Below are 2,070 nucleotides of genomic sequence, written 5' to 3' on the forward strand. Positions count from 1 at the left end.
ACATATGCTGGATTTATATTCATCAGTATATTAAAGAGAAGAAGTAAAAATTAAATGTAGCTTACTAAGTTGAAAGGAAGAAATATATGAAAAGCATAGAGAATGGTACTCGCACTGAAGGAGAATACATTAAAAATAAAGTAATTCRATATAACATGTCTATTTTAACAGATGAAGTAAAGCAACCGATGGAACAAGTAAGYTTCGTAGTGAAAGATGAGGAAGGGAAAATCTTTGGCGGGGTAACAGGAACGATGTATTTTTATCACCTTCATATCGATTTTTTATGGGTAGATGAATCAGTTCGTCATGGTGGATATGGAAGCCAATTATTACATAAAATCGAAGAAATCGCGAAAGAAAAAGGATGTAGACTCATATTACTAGATTCATTTAGTTTCCAAGCACCAGATTTTTATAAAAAGCATGGTTATCGAGAGTTTGGGATTGTTGAAGATCATCCTAAAGGTCATAGTCAGCATTTTTTAGAAAAAAGACTTTAATATAATTATATTATGTTTACTAGGAGAACGAAAAATGTACACTTATAAATCTCACCACGAACAGTCTATCTCTGCACAACAAATAAAAATGCTTTACGATTCTGTAGGTTGGTGGCCAGAAAGAAAAGAAGTCGATATTCAAAAAATGTTAAAGAATAGCATAGCAATTGGGGTATGGAAAGAAAATGAATTAATTGGATTTGCTAGAGTTGTTACTGACGGTGTTTTTCGGGCGTATATTGAAGATGTTGTCGTACATGAGAGTGTAAGAAACAAGGGAATTGGTGAGAAGATGCTTACAATGTTACTTCAAGAGGTATCCCATATTGATATTGTTAGTCTATTTTGCGGAGAGAAACTAATAAAGTTCTATGGTGAACAGCAATTTCAAGTTACGAAGCAAATTGTGATGCATCGTAATCAAATAGTGAAAGAATAAGAGGTGCCAATTAGAATGAATGCAACAAGATCGTATTGTTTATCGAAAAGAAAAGCGACAGAAGATTCTCCAGATGGCTGGAGTGCAACATGTATGAGGTTAAATAATAAAATATTTGCGATAGTGAATCATGAAGAAGGTGAAAAAGCTGCGATTACATTAAAATGTGATCCAGAACTTTCTTTACGAATAAGAGAAGATTACCCAGAAACAATAATTCCTGGATATCATATGAATAAAAAGCATTGGAATACAGTGTATATACATAAGGATGTAGGACAAGAACAAATTAATAAAATGATAGATTGGTCGTATGATTTAGTATTACAATCATTTTCAAAGAAAAAGCAGCAAGAGTTATTGGATTAAATACAAAGTGAAGTCGACTATAAATAGCTAGTAAAATGATTATATTTTACTAGCTATTTGCAGTTTTACATTATATATTAGGGGATTTTGAAATGAATACGAAACGAAATAGATTACTATATGYGGTGTTTACTATAGTTGTTATTATKTTAGGYCTTAGTTCAAGAAAGTTTKCTTTTGCGTTACCAGATTTRTTAAATGRKTACTTAGGTGATGCTTTATGGGCATTAATGATTTTTATTGGATTYGGATTTTTGTTTCCTAAAATAGAAACGAGGAAATTAGCTTTTATTAGTTTGATATTTTGCTACGGGATTGAAATTAGTCAATTGTACCATGCGGAATGGATAGATAGCATTCGAGCAACGACTTTAGGTGGACTCGTATTAGGTTACGGATTTTTATGGAGTGATTTAGTGGCTTACACAATTGGTGTTGGAGTAGGAATGCTTGGTGAGTTTGTGCTACGGAAGAAATAAGTGACTTTAAAAAGGGGGATTTGTACATGAAGGATATATTAGAAATTGCAAAGTTTTGGTTTCAAGATAAAGGTGTCACAGCTACTGAAATTCAACCAAACGTAACGAAGATTCATTGTAATAATAAAGCGTATATTTTAAAGGGAAAGGGATCGATAAAACAGTTTCTAGTTGAACTAAATGTATTAGAACAGCTTGATGAAAAAGGAGTTAAAGTACAAAAATTAGCAAAAACGAGAAATGATGAAAGGTACGTATTGTATAAAGAGAAGAATTATTG

Annotated in this window: 4 protein-coding genes and 1 pseudogene; all 5 read left to right on the forward strand. The window is 32.0% G+C overall.

The genetic code is table 11. The annotated features are described in order from the left end of the window. Positions 1-86: 86 nt before the first annotated feature. Positions 87-503, forward strand: a complete 417-nt coding sequence (locus AC1DJR_RS27785) for a GNAT family N-acetyltransferase (RefSeq protein ID WP_477004026.1) — start codon at positions 87-89, stop codon at positions 501-503. A gap of 34 nt (positions 504-537) precedes the next feature. Beyond that, a complete protein-coding gene (locus tag AC1DJR_RS27790; protein ID WP_429688621.1) occupies positions 538-942 on the forward strand; it encodes a GNAT family N-acetyltransferase in 405 nt (134 codons plus the stop codon). A 15-nt stretch (positions 943-957) separates the two neighbouring features. After that, positions 958-1,311, forward strand: coding sequence for an MmcQ/YjbR family DNA-binding protein (locus tag AC1DJR_RS27795; RefSeq protein ID WP_085311530.1), 354 nt, complete (start codon positions 958-960; stop codon positions 1,309-1,311). A gap of 92 nt (positions 1,312-1,403) precedes the next feature. After that, positions 1,404-1,790: a ribosomal maturation YjgA family protein gene (locus AC1DJR_RS27800; protein ID WP_477004027.1), complete on the forward strand. Its 387-nt coding sequence runs from the start codon at positions 1,404-1,406 to the stop codon at positions 1,788-1,790. 26 nt (positions 1,791-1,816) lie between these two features. Next, positions 1,817-2,070: pseudogene (locus tag AC1DJR_RS27805) on the forward strand (aminoglycoside phosphotransferase); the annotation flags it as partial.

The sequence above is a fragment of the Bacillus sp. 05T31 genome, assembly GCF_056396725.1.